At 42.7% G+C, this 15,073-nt stretch carries 16 protein-coding genes and 1 other annotated feature; of the genes, 10 read left to right on the top strand and 6 right to left on the bottom strand.

All coding sequences use genetic code 11. From position 1 onward, the window contains the following. The first annotated feature begins 56 nt into the window (after window positions 1-56). Window positions 57-1,247: a M14 family metallopeptidase gene (locus QNN06_RS01140; protein WP_284036774.1), complete on the top strand. Its 1,191-nt coding sequence runs from the start codon at window positions 57-59 to the stop codon at window positions 1,245-1,247. Between the two features lie 534 nt (window positions 1,248-1,781). On the opposite strand, the gene QNN06_RS01145 is transcribed toward QNN06_RS01140, so the two are convergent. Both QNN06_RS01145 and QNN06_RS01150 read right to left on the bottom strand, forming a co-directional pair. Next, window positions 1,782-2,687, bottom strand: a complete 906-nt coding sequence (locus QNN06_RS01145; protein WP_284036775.1) for a nuclease-related domain-containing protein — start codon at window positions 2,685-2,687, stop codon at window positions 1,782-1,784. Window positions 2,688-3,071: 384 nt separating this feature from the next. Further along, window positions 3,072-3,653, bottom strand: a complete 582-nt coding sequence (locus tag QNN06_RS01150) for an undecaprenyl-diphosphatase (RefSeq protein WP_213120957.1) — start codon at window positions 3,651-3,653, stop codon at window positions 3,072-3,074. Window positions 3,654-3,823: 170 nt separating this feature from the next. Between QNN06_RS01150 and QNN06_RS01155 the strand changes: the two genes are divergently transcribed. From QNN06_RS01155 to QNN06_RS01165, 3 genes are all read left to right on the top strand, one after another. After that, window positions 3,824-4,690 (top strand): SPFH domain-containing protein, encoded by an 867-nt coding sequence (locus tag QNN06_RS01155; protein WP_213120956.1) that lies wholly within the window; start codon window positions 3,824-3,826, stop codon window positions 4,688-4,690. A 12-nt stretch (window positions 4,691-4,702) separates the two neighbouring features. Next, window positions 4,703-4,885: a type II toxin-antitoxin system antitoxin gene (locus QNN06_RS01160; RefSeq protein ID WP_213120955.1), complete on the top strand. Its 183-nt coding sequence runs from the start codon at window positions 4,703-4,705 to the stop codon at window positions 4,883-4,885. A gap of 214 nt (window positions 4,886-5,099) precedes the next feature. After that, the gene (locus tag QNN06_RS01165; RefSeq protein ID WP_213120954.1) at window positions 5,100-5,678 is read left to right on the top strand and encodes a TetR/AcrR family transcriptional regulator; all 579 of its coding nucleotides are present in this window, start codon (window positions 5,100-5,102) and stop codon (window positions 5,676-5,678) included. Window positions 5,679-5,721: 43 nt separating this feature from the next. Here the strand turns inward: QNN06_RS01165 and QNN06_RS01170 are convergent, their stop codons facing one another. Continuing rightward, complete coding sequence (locus QNN06_RS01170) at window positions 5,722-5,973, bottom strand: alpha/beta-type small acid-soluble spore protein (RefSeq protein ID WP_213120953.1); 252 nt, start codon at window positions 5,971-5,973, stop codon at window positions 5,722-5,724. Between the two features lie 112 nt (window positions 5,974-6,085). After that, window positions 6,086-6,302, top strand: a binding site (T-box leader). A 53-nt stretch (window positions 6,303-6,355) separates the two neighbouring features. On the opposite strand from QNN06_RS01170, the gene argS reads away from it, so the two are divergent. From argS to QNN06_RS01200, 6 genes are all read left to right on the top strand, one after another. Next, window positions 6,356-8,053: an arginine--tRNA ligase gene (gene argS, locus QNN06_RS01175; RefSeq protein WP_284036776.1), complete on the top strand. Its 1,698-nt coding sequence runs from the start codon at window positions 6,356-6,358 to the stop codon at window positions 8,051-8,053. Between the two features lie 70 nt (window positions 8,054-8,123). Further along, a complete protein-coding gene (locus tag QNN06_RS01180; RefSeq protein WP_213120951.1) occupies window positions 8,124-8,594 on the top strand; it encodes a DinB family protein in 471 nt (156 codons plus the stop codon). 95 nt (window positions 8,595-8,689) lie between these two features. Beyond that, on the top strand, window positions 8,690-9,886 hold the full coding sequence (locus tag QNN06_RS01185) for an MFS transporter (RefSeq protein WP_217037445.1): 1,197 nt from the start codon (window positions 8,690-8,692) through the stop codon (window positions 9,884-9,886). 59 nt (window positions 9,887-9,945) lie between these two features. Next, on the top strand, window positions 9,946-10,464 hold the full coding sequence (locus QNN06_RS01190) for a methylated-DNA--[protein]-cysteine S-methyltransferase (protein WP_213120949.1): 519 nt from the start codon (window positions 9,946-9,948) through the stop codon (window positions 10,462-10,464). Window positions 10,465-10,847: 383 nt separating this feature from the next. Then, complete coding sequence (locus QNN06_RS01195; protein WP_217037446.1) at window positions 10,848-11,189, top strand: DMT family transporter; 342 nt, start codon at window positions 10,848-10,850, stop codon at window positions 11,187-11,189. Continuing rightward, window positions 11,189-11,503 (top strand): DMT family transporter, encoded by a 315-nt coding sequence (locus tag QNN06_RS01200; protein WP_213120947.1) that lies wholly within the window; start codon window positions 11,189-11,191, stop codon window positions 11,501-11,503. Before QNN06_RS01195 ends, QNN06_RS01200 begins: the two co-directional genes overlap by 1 nt. 38 nt (window positions 11,504-11,541) lie before the next feature. On the opposite strand, the gene uptA is transcribed toward QNN06_RS01200, so the two are convergent. From uptA to mgtE, 3 genes are all read right to left on the bottom strand, one after another. Further along, window positions 11,542-12,135 carry an undecaprenyl phosphate transporter UptA gene (gene uptA / locus QNN06_RS01205; protein ID WP_213120946.1) on the bottom strand — a complete coding sequence of 198 codons (594 nt, stop codon included), beginning with the start codon at window positions 12,133-12,135 and terminating at the stop codon, window positions 11,542-11,544. A gap of 143 nt (window positions 12,136-12,278) precedes the next feature. Beyond that, complete coding sequence (locus QNN06_RS01210) at window positions 12,279-13,463, bottom strand: FtsW/RodA/SpoVE family cell cycle protein (protein WP_217037447.1); 1,185 nt, start codon at window positions 13,461-13,463, stop codon at window positions 12,279-12,281. Between the two features lie 221 nt (window positions 13,464-13,684). Further along, the gene (gene mgtE, locus QNN06_RS01215; RefSeq protein WP_284036777.1) at window positions 13,685-15,043 is read right to left on the bottom strand and encodes a magnesium transporter; all 1,359 of its coding nucleotides are present in this window, start codon (window positions 15,041-15,043) and stop codon (window positions 13,685-13,687) included. Window positions 15,044-15,073 lie beyond the last annotated feature (30 nt).

Raw genomic sequence — 15,073 nt, forward strand, 5'->3', positions numbered from 1 at the left:
CAGGAATGCGCGCATACATTTTTATTGATACCAATTTTTAGCTGTAGGAGGCATTCATGGATATTATCGTTAGGCGTGGGGACTCTTTATGGTACTTCAGCCAATTGTTTCATCTAGATTTACAGCTTATCTTGGATTCAAATCGGGGCATTGACCCCGATAAAATTTCCGTCGGACAGCGAATTAGAATTCCTGGCTTTGTTGTACAGGACTACCAGGTTCAGCAGGGGGATTCCTTATGGGCCATTGCCCGCAATCGGAATCTGGGCGTGGATGCCTTATTACTTGTTAATCAACATATTAACCCGAATCAGCTGGAGATTGGGCAAATGATAAAGGTGCCGATCAGGATTACCTGGAGATTGGTCCAAGGAAAGCAGAATTACGATTTCAGCAGAACGATGAAGGATATAGGGCGATTGCAGAGCGTATATCCATTTATGGAGGTAAACGCAATCGGGAAATCAGTTCTCGGAAACGAGTTATCTGAGCTGCGGATGGGAAAGGGGTCAAAGAGAATTCATTATAATGCATCCTTTCATGCCAACGAGTGGATTACGACAGCGGTGTTAATGACATTTTTAAACGATTACCTGTTGTCGCTGACTAATCAAAATCCGATCCGCGGTCTTGAGATGTCCCGTTTGTATCAGCAAACCTCCTTATCGGTGGTACCTATGGTCAATCCGGATGGGGTTAATCTCGTTTTGCATGGACCACCTGAAAATCCTGAATGGAAAAATAGAGTCGTCGAATTCAACAAAGGAAGCACGGATTTTACCGGCTGGAAAGCGAATATCCGGGGCATCGATTTGAATGATCAGTTCCCGGCACGCTGGGAGCTGGAACGGGCACGAAATCCCAAAGTGCCGGGCCCGCGCGATTATGGCGGCGAGAAGCTGTTGTCAGAACCGGAAGCTATCGCGATGGCAGACTTAACTCGGGAACGTGATTATGCCAGAGTCTTTGCCTTCCATACCCAGGGCGAGGAAATCTATTGGGGCTTTGAGAATATGGAGCCGCCGGAATCTGAGGGGATGGTCAATGAGTTAAGCAGGGTAAGCGGGTATAAACCTGTTAAAATCCTCGAGAGCTATGCCGGCTATAAAGACTGGTTTATCCAGGATTGGCAGCGGCCGGGCTTCACGGTCGAACTTGGCCACGGGGTGAACCCGCTCCCGCTCTCGCAGTTTGATGAAATTTATCAGAAGGCTTTGGGGATTTTTTTGGCTGGGTTGTATCTTTGAATTTTTGAGGCAGTCGCTTGTTGTGGGGAGTGACTGCCTGTTTTTGATTTTGGTCAATGAAGGCCAAATCCACCCACGCCAAAGATGAAAATGTCCTTCATAAAGTCGATGAAGACCAAAACCACCCGAGGCAAGTGGAAAAATGTCCTTCATAAGGACGATGAGGACCAAAACTATACGAGTCAAGTGGGGAAATGTCCTTCATAAAGTTGATGAAGACCAAAACCATCCGAGGCAAGTGGAGAAATGTCCTTCATAAAGTCGATGAAGACCAAAACCACCCGGGGCAAGTGGAAAAATGTCCTTCATAAGGCCGATGAGGACCAAAACCACCCGAGTCAAGTGGGGAAATGTCCTTCATAAAGCCGATTAGGACCAAAACCACCCGAGTCAAGTGGAAAAATGTCCTTCATAAAGTTGATGAATACCAAAACCATCCAAAGCAATGGGAGATGATGTCCATCATTAGGACAAGACCCCCAAAGGGCAAACAAAACCCCAAAAAAGCTACCTGTTTTTAAGCTATCTTAATCTTTATTCGTAGTATGTCCATTGGTGAACCCCGACTCTTTTATATTTCTTTTCTAGAATCCGTCGAACCCTCTTCTTATCCACCCCCCCACCACACCACTCAAACACCAAATTAGTAGTAATCTTGAAATCCGGAAATAGCAGCCGCAGTTCCTCCACATGCCGCAATATCGCCGACTCAACCTTTTCCTCGTGCCCGCAATCAACGCAAACACACCGCTGGCCAACAACTGAAACCTCGAACGACAAGCAATTCGCGCATGTGAGTCCTTTTCGGCACTGGCAGTAGGCATAAGGAGGCAACTTTGAATAAGGATTTTCTTCCTGATGAAGGGATAATAGTTTTTCTACGAATTTCCTATGTTTATTATTCAGCGCAACCGGGGCCGCTTCTAATTTCCGCATATAAGTGTTAAGTTGGGTTGGAAAAATGATAGGTACCTCTCGAGGAGCTTGGTAAAGGGTGAATTCGGGGTTAACATGGACAACTTTTCCCACAACGATGAATTTAAATCCTAACTTTTCCAGCAATTGACGAAACATAGACTCGCAACGATCCAATTGAGCTAAGGGGTCTTTTCGTTCTTTCTTATTAGAATCATAGAACTTACCATCTTCATAAAAAAAATCCCCTGTAAAATTTTTCACTTCATTCAACGAGATAATATCTTGAAAAATAATCAACGAATCGATTTGGAACGTAGTACCATTTAATTCAAATAGTAAATCGTGTAACACATAGCAATCGCATTGAAGCTTGTCCGTTAAAGACTGAAAAAACATCTCACCTTCAAAGCCGCTTTTCAACTTTTGGTAATTCCATCTATCATCTGGCAGTAACTCCATCCTCGTATTTAGAGAACGGTAAATTTTAAATCTCTTCGATTCAGCGAGCGGTTTTAAATTCACATCCGACCACATCCTGTTCTAAAAATAAACTCCAAGTCCATTTTAAACGGAATCGGCCAACCCCACCGCCCCAAGAAATGAATATTTTGTTAACCTTCTAAAAATATCGACAATCATAATGAGCAGATATTGTTATTTAAGTTAATTAAACGTTTGAATAGTATAATACATTTTTTGGATGTTTTTAATTAAACGATTGAATAGTATAACATAAAAAAAGGGAACTCCTGCCAATAAAAGACTTCCCCCTGTTCCAAAATTTAATTAAACGTCTGATTAGTAAAGCACAGTTGTCACTTCGGTTTAATCAAACGATTGAATAGTATAGTACAAATATAAACGCTTGGATTTTTAATCCAAGCGTTCCTTTTCGCTATTTAAATATTAAAGCTCTTCATATTTCGTCCGGTTTGGAATGTTTTGTTCTCCTGCTATGTTTTGCATAAATTTAAGTCCCGGAACGAACCGGTGCACAACTAGAGCAGATATGATACTAAGGATAGCAGCGACCAAAACATCTCCTGGATAATGAACCCCTACCCATATCCGCGAAAACCCAACAAGCACAGCCAACAGAATCCACAAGAAACTCCAGCCTCTTCTGAAAAGCCAGAACGTCACGCATAGGGAGAAAAATATCATCGTATGGTCGCTAGGGAAGGAATTGTCGACTGCTTTCTCGATAAGTTTATTGACGTTGGACAGTTCGGCGAAGGGTTGATTATTGGAGTGGAGCATTCCTGCCAGTTTTCCTAGACCTTCTGCCAATAACAAGGTGAAAATCGAGCAAATGACCATCACTTTATTTTTTCGGCCGCCAATAAACAAGTACAACAACAAAGCCAATATTAACACATACAGCGTGTATTCAGCGATAACCATAATGGGGGGATTTAAAAAGTCGTATTGTTTCCCCAAATTATTAATCATTCGAAACACATTAATATTAATTTCCATAAAAGACATGTTAAATTTGTAACCTCCGAATCTACAGATAAATGGATTATACTATAAAGCCGGTGAAAATGTTACCCGAAAAAACAGCAAATATGGGAGGATATCCCTTCCTTTATTGATACCAAAATGATATCATAATGATATAGATGGAAAAATTTTTCAAAAGGGGAGTGGTTGGGATGAGAGAGAAAGATATGTTCAGAATTAATGGATTTTTAGGGGTATTATTGTTTCTGTTAATCGGGGCGGCAGTAGTATTTTCATTCAGGCAATTTACCTTAACTGAAAGTCCTGTATCTTTTGTCCTTGCAGTGATAGGTGTTGTGGTGCTGTTTCTCCTGCTTTCCGGGTTCACTGTCATTCAGCCGAATCAAGCAAAGGTATTTACTTTATTTGGCCGCTATCTCGGAGTAATCAAGCACGAAGGATTTTGGTTGACGATTCCTTTAACGATAAGAAAAACAGTATCCCTCAGGGTAATAAACTTTAATAGTGATAAATTAAAGGTAAATGATTTGGAAGGAAATCCGATTGAAATTGCTGCGGTTGTTGTATATAAGGTGTTTGATTCAGCCAAAGCTGTTTTTGACGTTGAAAACTACAAAACGTTTGTGCATACGCAAAGTGAAACAGGCCTGCGCCATATCGCCAGCCAATACCCATATGACAATGTCAACAATGATTATGAAGTATCGTTAAGGCAGCACTCGGATGAGGTTGGTGACGAGTTGACAAAGGACCTCCAAAAACGCTTGGAATTAGCCGGTGTGGAAATTATTGAAGCAAGGATCATGCATCTGGCGTATTCAAGTGAAATTGCCCATGCGATGTTGCAACGTCAGCAGGCAAAAGCGGTCCTCGCAGCGCGCAAGGTCATTGTTGAAGGTGCGGTATCCATGGTCAAATCGGCAATTGATCAATTAAAGGATGAAGGAATTGTTGAACTGGATGAGGAAAAGAAAGCGCAAATGGTGAATAATTTAATGGTTGCCATCGTTTCTGATAAGGGAAGCCAGCCAGTAATTAATACAGGATCGATTTATTAAGGTAGTGATGATGTGGCCGATAAGAAGCGATTTTTACTGCGCGTCGATCAGAAAATATATGATGCCTTGGAGAAATGGGCAGATGATGAATTCCGCAGTGTGAATGCCCAGATTGAACTGATTATAAAAAAAGCATTAAAGGATGCCGGAAGATTAAAAAACTCAAAGGCGCCCGGAGAAAAAGAAGAAGATTAAAACCGGAGGCAAACCGCCTCCGGTTTTTTAACAGCATAGTGTCTGAGATTTGACACTGTATGATCTTATAATTATTGACTAGCCAAATTCCCACAAGTTTTACATTCTTCCAAAAACATTCCAGATAAATTTGAAACCGAATTCAAGCTGTGCTATAGTAAAAGCATATTAATTGACCGTAGAACCAAATTAGTCAATGAGAAGGATGTGCGCTATGGCACCTGATCGCAGAAGAATGATTGTGGAGGCAGCAACTAAGTCTTTTTCCTTGTTTGGCTATAAAGCAACGACCATGGACCAAGTTGCCAAGCTTGCAAACGTCGGAAAGGGAACCATATATACATTTTTTAAAAATAAAGAGGAGTTATTCGAAGAAATCATTTCTTCTTTAGTGAAGGAAATGATTGCGGAGGCGGATTCTGTCATTAACCCGGAATTGCCCTTTACGGAAAATGTCCATCGGGCCCTTTATCGTTTACTAGAATTCCGCTCTAGGCACCAATTAATGATTAAATTGGTACAAGAAGAGGCTGAAATGGGAACTCTAGCAGTTTCGGAAATGCTCCAGCATGTGGAGGACGAAATTATCGGTTATTTAAAGGAAAAAATCGAAACGGCTATTGCTAAGGGAGCAATACCAGCGGTGAACTCGGAAATAACTAGTTTTCTTTTGCTGAAAATGTATATCGCCTTGGTTTCGGATTGGGAAAAAAATCATGACCCGTTAAGCTCTGAGCAAATTGCGGAAATTATGAAGGTATTTTTGTTGAAGGGGCTTCCAAAAGGAACGTAACGCGATAAAGCACTGGGGGAAAGTCCCCAGTGCTTTATTTGGGTTATTTTTTGCTTAGGTTTTGCTGAGCCATTTTGACGAGTTCGCGGACCATGCTGCCGCCAAGCCTGCCGCCAACCTTGCCGGCTTGTTCCGAGGTCAGCTTGCCGTTATAGCCTTTTGACAAGGGCACGCCAACTTCTTCAGCTGCCTCGAATTTGGCATCCTCAGGACGCTGTGCCTGCACGACCTTAGCCTTTAACTGATCTAACCCGCCTCTCGCCTCTGGGACAAGTATTTTGTTTCTTCTCGCCATGAAAATCCCTCCTTTATGATTAGAATTTCCATAACGGAAAAATTCATCAAAAACATCTGCAAGGGCTGGATAAATCCGTTTCTTTCCAGTATAATAACCAATAATTAAGCGAATAAATTCGGTGAAAAAGAGAGTAGTTATCTCGGAAGTTCAAGCGAGTCAGGGGTGGTGGAAGCCTGATACGGAGCAGATAATGAAACGCACTTTGGAGAAGCGCCCTTGAAAATAGTAGAGGGTGCCGGAGAATCCTCCGTTAACAAAGATCAAAGCCGGTTCAAGTATGAACAATTAGAGTGGTACCGCGGGAATTTCAAACTCTCGTCTCTTTGTATAGAGACGGGAGTTTTTTGCATTTATATAAAAATGAAGGAGGTCATAGGAAATGAACTTTAAGAAAGAGCTTGCAGAAGTCTTACATCAAGCATTAGAAGGCGAATTAGCCTCCCAAAATATTGAGCAGTTAATTGAAAAACCAAAAAATCAGGACCATGGGGATTTAGCTTTCCCGTGTTTTTCACTCGCGAAACTGAAGCGTAAGGCACCGAATTTAATTGCCCAAGAGTTAAGCGAAAAAATCCAGTCCCCCACTTTTGAAAAAATAGAAGTGGTCGGAGCCTATCTTAACGTGTTTTTAAATAAAAGGCTTGTCGCGGAACAAATCATTAACAACATTATTAATGAAAAGGGCCAATATGGTGCCCATGATTTTGGCCAGGGTGGCAATGTTACCATTGACATGTCATCTCCTAATATCGCCAAACCGTTTTCAATGGGGCACCTGCGTTCAACTGTTATTGGAAATGCCATTGCCTTAATTCTTGAAAAATGCGGCTACAAGCCAATCAAAATCAACCATCTTGGCGACTGGGGCACCCAGTTCGGAAAGTTGATTTCCGCCTATAAACGCTGGGGAGATGAGGAAAAGGTCAAGGCAAATCCAATCAAGGAACTGCTTGCCCTGTATATTAAATTCCATGCAGAGGCGGAAACGAATCCGGCTCTTGAAGACGAAGGACGCGGCTGGTTTAAAAAGCTAGAAGATGGTGACCAAGAAGCGCACTCCTTATGGCAATGGTTCCGTGATGAATCCCTAAAGGAGTTCTCAAGAATTTATCAGCTCATGAACGTGGAATTTGACTCCTATGCCGGGGAAGCTTTTTACAATGATAAAATGGATCGTGTTGTCCAGCTTCTTGAGGAAAAACAACTGCTCGTGGAATCTGACCAGGCCCAGGTTGTCGAACTGACCGAAGAGGAGCTTCCGCCATGCCTAATTAAAAAATCGGACGGTGCGACGCTGTATGCCACTCGTGATCTAGCGGCTGCTATCTACCGGAAAGAAAATTACGACTTCGTACAATCCTTATATGTCGTCGGCCATGAGCAAAGCCTTCATTTTAAGCAGCTGATTGCGGTATTGAATAAAGCTGGCTTCGAGTGGGCCGATAAAATGGTCCATATTCCATTTGGGATGATGTTAAAAGACGGCAAGAAAATGTCGACCCGTAAAGGCAAGGTTGTCCTCTTGGAGGAAGTTTTGAACGAATCAATCGCGATGGCTCGGCATAATATTGAGGAAAAAAATCCAAATCTGGCGGACAAAGATGGAGTGGCCAAGCAGGTCGGTGTCGGTGCAGTTATTTTTCACGACCTAAAAAACAACCGGATGAACGATATTGAATTTTCCTTAGAGGAAATGCTTCGTTTTGAAGGGGAAACAGGCCCTTATGTGCAGTATACATTTGCGAGAGCCAGCTCAATATTACGAAAAGCTGGATGGAAGGCGGAGACAGCACTGGCGGCCGTCTATCAGACTACATGGGAAAACGAATGGAAGGTCATCAGCATGTTAATGGAATTTTCCAACGCCATTAAGCGTGCATGCGAAAACTACGACCCATCACAAGTCGCTAAATACATTGTCGACCTTGCCCAAGTCTTTAATAAATACTATGCCGAAGTTAAAGTGCTGGAGGAAAGCGAGGAGCAAAATGCACGCCTGGCACTTGTCTACTCTGTAACAATCGTTCTTAAAGAAGGCCTCCGTCTCTTAGGAATTGAAGCTCCTGAAGAAATGTAAGAGCATTTTATTTAAATATTGGGAAAAATGGGATAAAATAAAAGGTAGATAATGATTGGAGGGCTAAGGGATGAGTGAGGTATTATTAAAAAGTTTTGCAACCGCGAGGAGTTACTTGTTAAATAATGTAGAGGCGCTGGATGAAAATATTGTAGATATCCAGCCGGAAGGATTTAATAATACAATCCACTGGCATGTGGGCCATGTGTTAACTGTTGCTGAACAATTTATGTTTGGCTTTCCAAAAAAGTCTGCTATTTTACCAGCCAATTATTTAGAGCTATTTGGCAAAGGTACAAAACCGGCCGATTGGAATGGCGAGGTCCCATCTGTTCAGGAATTGACGGCTCAGTTAAAGGAACAGTTTAAACGAATCCAAGAAATTCCGGTTGAGAGTTTTGCAGAGAAACTAAAAGCACCATTTCTTGGCCAAGAAACGTACGGCGAACTGACGAGCTTTGCGATCTTTCATGAATCTATGCACTTAGGGCAAATTGCAGCGATGAAACGAGTTGTCCAAGCGGCTGCTCAAGTAAAATAAATAATAGTGAAATTTCGTTTCTGCTTACTATGTAGAAACGATTTTTCGTTCTATATAGGGAAACATAGAAAAAGAGAGGACGTCTAAAAATCTTTATGGATATTCAGCAGGAAAGACCGAAAGAAAGAATTTGGACAAAGGATTTTGTCCTTATTATATTCGCTAATTTTTTTATCTTCCTTGGATTTCAAATGACATTGCCTACGATTCCGCTTTTTGTTGAAAAACTGGGCGGCAATGACCAGCTAATTGGTTTTGTTATTGGTATTTTTACCTTTTCTGCACTGCTTCTCCGCCCCTTTGCCGGGAAAGCACTCGAGACAAAGGGGAGAGGGTTTGTATATTTATTGGGGTTGGCGATTTTTGTACTATCAGTGGGATCGTTTGGCTTCCTGACAAGCTTTGCCTTCTTATTTGTGATGCGTGTTGTCCAAGGGGTAGGCTGGGGCTTTTCCACCACCGCATCGGGAACCATCGCCACCGATTTAATTCCGGCATCCCGGCGAGGAGAGGGGATGGGCTATTATGGGCTGTCGGGGAATCTTGCCCTCGCCTTTGGTCCGGCGCTAGGCTTGGTTTTAGCCGGGGTATTGAAGTTTGAAACATTTTTTCTAATCTGTTCGGGTTTAGGGCTGATTGCCTTATTATTGTCATCAAGAATAACCTATAAAAAGGTGGAGCCGAGACAGGAAAAGCCAAAGGGGAGGCTTGATTTTTACGAAAAAAGCGCCCTAAAGCCATCGATGCTGATGTTCTTTTTGACCGTTACCTTTGGCGGTATAGCGTCATTTCTCCCTCTTTATACGGCCCAAAAACAGATTGAAGGAATTGAATGGTATTTTCTGATTTATGCCATTGCCTTAATGATTACGAGAACCTTTGCAGGACAGTTATACGATCGAAAGGGGCATCAGGCAGTATATATTCCCGGGACGTTGTTAATTTTAGCGGCGATGTTATTGTTATCATGGCTTCCCAACAGCACTATTCTATTTGCTGCAGCAGGCCTGTACGGCCTTGGCTTTGGCACTGTTCAGCCTGCACTACAGGCGTGGTCCATTGAAAAGACCCCCATTAACCGCAGAGGGATGGCCAACGCTACCTTTTTCTCCTTTTTTGATTTGGGAATCGGTATAGGAGCAATGGTCTTTGGACAAATCGGCCATCTATTGGGCTATAGCAGCATCTATAAAGCAGCCGCATTCTCTGTATTCGTTTCAATGCTCTTGTATGTCTTTTTCATATATAAAGAAAAAATGAATAAGGAAAAACCTAATCGAAGATTTGCTTAGGCAAGTCTTCTTTATTTTTTGTATAATAAACATAAATACAAGGTTCGGGAGCGATTACGATGAGTTTAGGCTTTGCTGTCTATCAGTCCCCAGTTGGAACATTGCGCATTATTGCAGACGAAACGGGTTTGAAAAGAATTGAATTGTTTGAAGAGGACTGGGTTAAGTTTTTGGAAGAAAACCCTGATTTACAAGAGGATACAGCCCTTTGCCAGGAAGCGGTCCGGCAATTGGATGAATATTTCAGCGGCCAGCGCCGTGATTTTGACTTACCGCTTTCCGTCGAGGGGACCGAATTTCGCAGGAAGGTTTGGGATGCACTGCTTAGGATTCCTTATGGTGAAGTTCGCAGTTATGCGGATGTCGCGGAAACAATTGGCAATCCGAAAGCGGTCAGGGCCGTCGGACAAGCCAACCGGGCGAACCAGCTGCCGATCATTATCCCGTGTCATCGGGTAATTGGAAAAGGTGGAAGCCTAACCGGCTACGCCGGCAGTAATACTCCGATTAAACAGCAACTGCTTGAACTCGAAGGCCGCAAAATGAAAGAAGAAGCGCCGCATAAGGTGATGCTCTAGGTTTGGTTTGAGTTTGGTTTGAAATGGTCGAAACTGCTAACCAATTTTATAAATAAATTGTGCTATAATGGCAGTATCAATTAAATAGCTGAAAAGTTTTCTAGGGTTCCGTGGCGCGGGTGCGTGCGCTAGTCTGGTCCGAGAGAAAACGCACAGATTGGATAGCTGTCTAGCTTCAGCGCCTAGGGGCTCGGGGTCACAAGCCAATCCGTCAAGAAGGTTAAAGAACAACCTTCTCGCCGGCTCGTCTTGTGCCTGTCACTCCTGGTCAAGGCGCTTCCGCTTTTCTGTGTACACGGAGGGATAAAAGCCTGGGAGAAACTGCTAATCAGTTATCTCCGGGCTTTTTTGTTTGTTCCGGTATTGGGGAAGGAGTGAATGAAATGAATTTAGATTGGATCAAGGTGTTTTTTGCGGCGTTTTTTGAAGTGTTTTGGGTGGTAGGATTAAAGCATGCTGATAATGTTTGGGAATGGGCCGGTACGGTTGTATCTATAATTATCAGTTTCTACGCTTTAATTGCTGCGGGGAATAAACTCCCTGTAGGTACGGTATATGCAGTTTTTGTAGGATTAGGCACAGCCGGTACGATTATTTCGGATATTCTCTTTTTTGGGGAACCGTTTGATCTAGTAAAAATCCTTTTAATACTCGTGCTGCTGGCAGGAGTGGTTGGCTTGAAATTAGTAACGAAAGATTCTGCTGAGGAAGGGGCTGATTCCTGATGGCTTGGGTTTCACTAATGTTGGCGGGTTTTTTTGAGATGTTTGGTGTTGCGATGATTAACAAAGTGCATAGGGACCGAAACTGGCAATCCTTTGTGTTATTGGTGATTGGCTTCGGCGGCAGTTTCTTATTTCTCGCTAATGCGATGAAAACATTACCGATGGGCACAGCCTACGCCATTTGGACAGGTATAGGTGCATCAGGCGGGGCGTTATTAGGTATGTTATTTTATGGTGAATCGAGGGAATGGAAGAGAATTCTGTTTATTGCCATGGTATTGGGTGCCGCGGTGGGGTTGAAGGTTGTTTCCTAGTTTGCCTTTCATTATCCAAAGAAAACCACTGACAAAGTCTAGTCAGTGGTTTTCTTCGTCTTTTTAATTAAAAAGTAGATAACTCCCAATACAACTGCTGCAATCAGGATTGGCATGACGTATGGCTGAGACGCTTCTTTAATATGCGACCAGTTTGCACCCAATGTCTTGCCCAACACAAGAAACAATATGGTCCACGGGATAATCGCTGCCACGGTATAAAGAGTGAACTTTAGCGCAGACATTTTCGCAATTCCAGCAGGAATGGAAATCGCGTGGCGGACAACAGGGATAAATCTGGCTGTAAAAATGACGCCTACGCCATATTTCTCAAACCAATGCTCCGCTACATCAATATGCTTCTTTTTAATTAGGACATACTTTCCGTATTTCTCCAAAAATGGCCGTCCGCCATAATAGCCCGCCCAATATAAAAACAACTGAGCAAGTGTTCCGCCGATGGTCCCGGCAATTACGGCCCCGACAAAATTAATTTTTCCAAGTGAAATCATGTAGCCGCCATATCCTAAAACGAATTCGCTTGGGATGACTTCAATCATTAATCCCAAAGCAATCCCGAAATAACCTAACTGTGAGAGAAAATCCAATACTGAAAAAATAAACTCTGTCATAGCACACCTTCACTTATGTAAATAATAGTCACTCTAATCAGTTTATAATAGTTTGTCTCATAATGAAATATATATGGTCTTTTTCATCGAGACATTCCATTCAAAAAGAAAAAGCAGCTTAATTGCCGCTGCCTCATAGACAATCAGGAACTTAATGATTTTTCTGTAGAAAACATATAGTTTCGGTGATGATAGCGGATGCTGTAGACAAGACCCATCGCAAACATATTCCCCATCAGCGAACTTCCGCCGTAGCTGATAAAGGGCAGGGGAATTCCGGTAATCGGAAGCACTTGAATCGTCATGCCGACATTTTGGAACACATGAAAGGTAATCATGCAGATAATGCCGGTGCAAACATATGTATTGAACGGCTCATTTGTATCCAGTGCGGTTTTAATTAAATGGTAAATAAGCAAAAAGTACAGTCCGATGAGAACGCTGCCGCCGACAAAGCCGTATTCCTCACCGATCACACTAAAAATAAAATCTGTATGGGCCTCGGGGACATAAACCACCCCATTGCTGAAGCCTTTACCAGATATAAGACCTGACCCGATTGCTTTTAATGACTGCAGCAGATGAAAGCTTGATCCGGATGAATGATTAGCCGGGTCAAGCCAGGAATATATTCGATTGAATTGATAGGTCTCCACAAGGAGATATTTTTCAAGAATTTCCGGTTTATTTAACACAAGATAAAAGATTAGGGCAACAAACGAAGCGCCAACACTGCAAATGGGCAAGATGATTTTCCACGAAATGCCGGAAACAAGGATAACGCCGGCCAAAATCGCCATGATGACCAGGGCTGTCCCTAAGTCTTCAATTACGATTAAGCCAAGCGGCACCGCGGTAATAAGGCCAAGCTTAAGCAACAACAGCAGGTCGGTCGTCAGCGTTTTTTCAATATACTTTTCATGATGAGCGGCCACTGCCCGGCTTAAGGCCAAGATTAAAAAGATTTTGACGAACTCTGAGGGCTGGATGGTCCCAATGCCTTTAATTACAAACCAGTTTTTCGAGCCATTCCTTTCGGGTGCAATACTTGGCGGGGCAACCGCTAACAGGATTAGCAGGAAAATCCCAAAGCCATATAGAACCCAGGCAAGTTTGCGGTACTGATAGCTGTCGAAAAGAATGGATCCCAAAACAATGGCAGCGCCGACTACATACCAAAAGACCTGCATAATCAGGAAATTCCGTTCCCCGTATTGACCGGTCGATTGGGCACTGTAAATTGCTAGGCAGCTGATAAGAAAGAAAAGAAATAATAATAATGTTAATGTCCAATCAAAACGGTCAGCTTTTTTTATCTCTGTATCCATAGACCACACCTTATTTTTAGCAATTATTTAAGCTAATCAGAATTTATGTTCATAAATTCTGAACGCATAAATTCAACTACGCCTCTGTCTTCGTCCTAACGGACTTGCCAATCGGTGAGTTTCCATTTATATCAGACTAACAAAGAAATGGTAAGCCCACAACAACATAGGCAAAATCTGTCATATTATTTAACGATTTTAACAAAGAAAAAGTTTCAGTATCACATTAAATAATGAAGAAACATCGTCGCTATCCCGAAATAAGTGAGTAGGGAAAAAATATCATTTAAGGTGGTAATCAGCGGCCCTGAGGCCACTGCAGGGTCAATTTTCATACGGTAAAGAATGATCGGAATGATGGTCCCGGCAAGCGTTCCGATGATTAGAGTGAAAAACAGTGAGCTGCCGACTACAAATCCTAACGTCAGGCTTCCCTGCCAAATATACGCAATGACAGATATTAATATCGCACACGTTGCGCCAATGGAAATTCCAACTCCGAGCTCCCTCATGATTAAACGAAAGATGACCTTTTTATCTATATCGTGAGAGATTAGTCCTCTGACAACGACAGCAAGTGATTGCGTTCCTGTGTTACCGGTCATTCCGGCAATCATCGGCATGAAAAAGGTCAGGGCAACAACCTGCTTAAGGGTATCCTCAAAGCTTGAAATAATGCGGCCAGAAATAAGCCCAATGAACAGCAGCAGGATAAGCCACGGAAGCCTGCGCGCTGCAGCAACGAGCGTTTTCGTATCAAAGTCGATCGCTTTACCTGATGCAGACAGCTTCTCGATATCTTCATTTGCTTCCCTAATTACGACATCGATGACGTCATCAACCGTAATAATCCCGAGTAGCACATGATCATCATCGACAACCGGTACAGAGATAAAGTCGTAGCGTTCAACAGTCTTGGCCACCTCTTCTTGGTCTGTTGTGACGGTAACAGAAATAACCCGTTCAAACATAATGTTGTCAATCCTGTCGCCTTCACCGGCCAGCAGTAAATCGCGGTAGGATACAACTCCCACCAGCTTGCTTTCTTCATCAATGACATATAAATAATTCAGCGTTTCCGCAAACTCGGCAAACGATTTAAGCTTATCAACTGCTTCCCTGACGGTATAATAGTTGCGAATCCAAACAAACCGGTTCGTCATAATTCTTCCCGCTGTTTCAGGTGGATAACTCATGATATCCTTGACGGCATTAGATTCCTTTGTATCCATTTCCGAAAGGAGGGAATCTATTTTTTCAGGGGACAATTCATGCAGAAGCGTGGCCAAATCATCATTGTCCATTAAATCCAGGACCTTGCTGGATTTCTCAATCCCTAGCATATTCAACAATTCAAGCTGCTCGGATTTTTCCAGCTCTTCCATCAGGTCGGCAAGAAGATCATATTTTAAATGAAGTAGAAACCGGCTCTTTTGCTTTTCTGGCAACTCCTTGTAAATCGCCGCGACATCGTAGGGCTGAAGTTCATCCAGAGCAGCTTCGAATTCCGCCTTTTTATTTTCAGTTAATGTTTTGATAATATATAAACTTATTTCCTCATGCGTCATATCTTTAACCAAGGTTGATCACTCCTTTCCTAGACCAGATCG

The sequence above is a fragment of the Neobacillus sp. 114 genome (assembly GCF_030127045.1).
GTDB lineage: Bacteria > Bacillota > Bacilli > Bacillales > Cytobacillaceae > Neobacillus > Neobacillus rhizophilus.

Bases quoted from the DNA above. Each gene is read 5' to 3' on its own strand.
- QNN06_RS01140 (WP_284036774.1), top strand. From the start codon at position 57: ATGGATATTATCGTTAGGCGTGGGGACTCTTTATGGTACTTCAGCCAA.
- QNN06_RS01150 (WP_213120957.1), bottom strand. From the start codon at position 3,653: ATGTCTTTTATGGAAATTAATATTAATGTGTTTCGAATGATTAATAAT.
- QNN06_RS01155 (WP_213120956.1), top strand. From the start codon at position 3,824: ATGAGAGAGAAAGATATGTTCAGAATTAATGGATTTTTAGGGGTATTA.
- QNN06_RS01165 (WP_213120954.1), top strand. From the start codon at position 5,100: ATGGCACCTGATCGCAGAAGAATGATTGTGGAGGCAGCAACTAAGTCT.
- QNN06_RS01170 (WP_213120953.1), bottom strand. From the start codon at position 5,973: ATGGCGAGAAGAAACAAAATACTTGTCCCAGAGGCGAGAGGCGGGTTA.
- argS (WP_284036776.1), top strand. From the start codon at position 6,356: ATGAACTTTAAGAAAGAGCTTGCAGAAGTCTTACATCAAGCATTAGAA.
- QNN06_RS01180 (WP_213120951.1), top strand. From the start codon at position 8,124: ATGAGTGAGGTATTATTAAAAAGTTTTGCAACCGCGAGGAGTTACTTG.
- QNN06_RS01185 (WP_217037445.1), top strand. From the start codon at position 8,690: ATGGATATTCAGCAGGAAAGACCGAAAGAAAGAATTTGGACAAAGGAT.
- QNN06_RS01190 (WP_213120949.1), top strand. From the start codon at position 9,946: ATGAGTTTAGGCTTTGCTGTCTATCAGTCCCCAGTTGGAACATTGCGC.
- QNN06_RS01195 (WP_217037446.1), top strand. From the start codon at position 10,848: ATGAATTTAGATTGGATCAAGGTGTTTTTTGCGGCGTTTTTTGAAGTG.
- QNN06_RS01200 (WP_213120947.1), top strand. From the start codon at position 11,189: ATGGCTTGGGTTTCACTAATGTTGGCGGGTTTTTTTGAGATGTTTGGT.
- uptA (WP_213120946.1), bottom strand. From the start codon at position 12,135: ATGACAGAGTTTATTTTTTCAGTATTGGATTTTCTCTCACAGTTAGGT.
- QNN06_RS01210 (WP_217037447.1), bottom strand. From the start codon at position 13,463: ATGGATACAGAGATAAAAAAAGCTGACCGTTTTGATTGGACATTAACA.